2 protein-coding genes and 1 pseudogene are annotated in these 1,845 nt (G+C 62.4%); all 3 read right to left on the reverse strand.

Annotated elements, in window-relative coordinates:
- Positions 1-272: pseudogene (locus tag PKKP23_RS34375) on the reverse strand (glycosyltransferase family 4 protein); the annotation flags it as partial.
- Positions 272-1,564, reverse strand: a complete 1,293-nt coding sequence (locus PKKP23_RS33325) for a capsule biosynthesis protein (protein ID WP_240659284.1) — start codon at positions 1,562-1,564, stop codon at positions 272-274. The pseudogene PKKP23_RS34375 and the gene PKKP23_RS33325, both read right to left, overlap by 1 nt.
- A gap of 92 nt (positions 1,565-1,656) precedes the next feature.
- Positions 1,657-1,845 (reverse strand): hypothetical protein (locus PKKP23_RS33935; RefSeq protein ID WP_205703039.1); only part of this gene is annotated, 189 nt, incomplete at its 5' end.

Raw genomic sequence — 1,845 nt, forward strand, 5'->3', positions numbered from 1 at the left:
GCGCTCAACGACGGCGCCGTTGGACCACCGCCCTCGCTCGCTCCCAGCAGCAGCCGGAACAAGCGATTCGATGCGCCGTGTGTCAGTGCCACGGGAACGCCACGAATGGCCACGATGGCCCGCGCCTGCCCGGCATAGCGGCGCACATAGGCAAGCCCGACCCGGTCGACGCCTGTGGGGCGAATACCGCGAACCCAACGATGAACGAGGCGCGTCACATCGAGGCGCAAAGGACACGGCGCAGCGCTGGCCCCTTCCGTCACGTTCCTCATCACGCGGCCTCCTCTTCTGGCGAAAGGCCCACGGACGACCCGTCGCTGTCCGGCAGCGCGGCCGTGTGTCTGTGCGCCGCGAGGAGCCGCGCCGCTTCAACTGCGGGTTCATCGGACCGCGACGACGAACGGGACATGTCGCACTCGACATCGCCCACATAAAAGCTGCCGTTCAGCTGCGTGTGATCGATCAGCCAGCGGCGAAAGCGCCTGTACAGCGCCATGTCAGGAACAAAGGAGCCGGCCGCTTGCCAGAACGCATCCAGCTCGCCCTTGAAAACGAGTCCCTCGATGTCGTACACGGGGTCACCCAGCGCTTTCACGCTCAGCCCGTGATGGATACCCGACAGCCCGACCGTGCTGTTCACGACGACGAGCCCTGCCGCGTGCGCGAGCAGCGTTGGCAGATGCTGGTCGTGGATGTAGAACACGCGGCCCGTGGCCCCATGTTCGGCACATACACGCCGGATGAAACGGCGATAGTCGACGTGCCCTCGGTCCAGCGGATGATGTTTGAACACGAGCGCGCATGAGCCTGGTCCATGCCGCGAGAAGGAGGCGATAACCTCGCGGATGAACGGCTCCATCGACTCGAAACGGGAATGAACGCGAATCTGCGAGTCGGTCGCAGTCTGAAGCGATACGAGGAAAAATTGCTTGCTCAATACACCGGCGAGCCGTCGTGTCGTGCTTCGTTCGAGTACTGCGTAGACGAGCTTGCGCCAGCCGGCGCGAACCCAGACCCATGCTTCGAGAAGCGAGAGCCGCCGGTGATGGCGGTAATGCGGAAAGAGAGCGACACCGAGCGATCCGGCCAGAAAATACAGTGCGCCCCACAATGCAAGCCACACGAACACGTTGCCCACCTGCTGCTCCGGCACGTCCGACTGATCGGGCAGTGACTCGTAGAAGCCGGCATCGCGCGGCACCTTCGAATGGCCGTTGGTGCCGTCCCGCTCCATGGTGACGAAGTCGGGCCGCACATAGCCCTCTTCGAAGACCCACACTTCGATCGAACGCTTTCGCGCGAGCCGCGCTGCCGCAGCGTGATAGGCGCGGCAATCGCCGAACAGGAGCACCGCGTCGATTTTCTTCTGCTCGAGGAGTGTTTCGAAGAAGGCGGGCCAGTCGGCTCGCGATCCGGTGTAGCTGATTGATCGCTTCGGAAAGAACAGCCAGTCGCCCGCGTTGAAATTGACCTTGTCAACCGCGTGTGCACCGGCGGCCTTCAATTGTTTCGACAGACGCCAGAAGAACGGACCCACCGGTCCCTGTAGCAGTAGAACGTTCATGTCTTTGAAATACCGCCAACCGCCCGGAATCATTTCACTCGTCCCCAACGAAGGAATCGCCACACTCGCACCGCGTCTGCCGACGCGTTTTCTCAGGGCTTTACAGCCCGCAGCGTTTCGTGCACTTCGCTCGCCGCACTCCCCAATGCACTGGAGACCTGTTTGCCCGTCAGGTCTTCGCCCACGATCAGGGTCTTCGCACAGGCAACCAGAAAAACGAAGGCCACGAGGCGAAAGGCGAAGCCCGTGTACACACTGAGCAACATGAAAACCAGCGGAAT

Origin of the sequence: Paraburkholderia kururiensis JCM 10599 = LMG 19447 (assembly GCF_003986935.1) — a bacterium.
Lineage (GTDB): Bacteria > Pseudomonadota > Gammaproteobacteria > Burkholderiales > Burkholderiaceae > Paraburkholderia > Paraburkholderia kururiensis.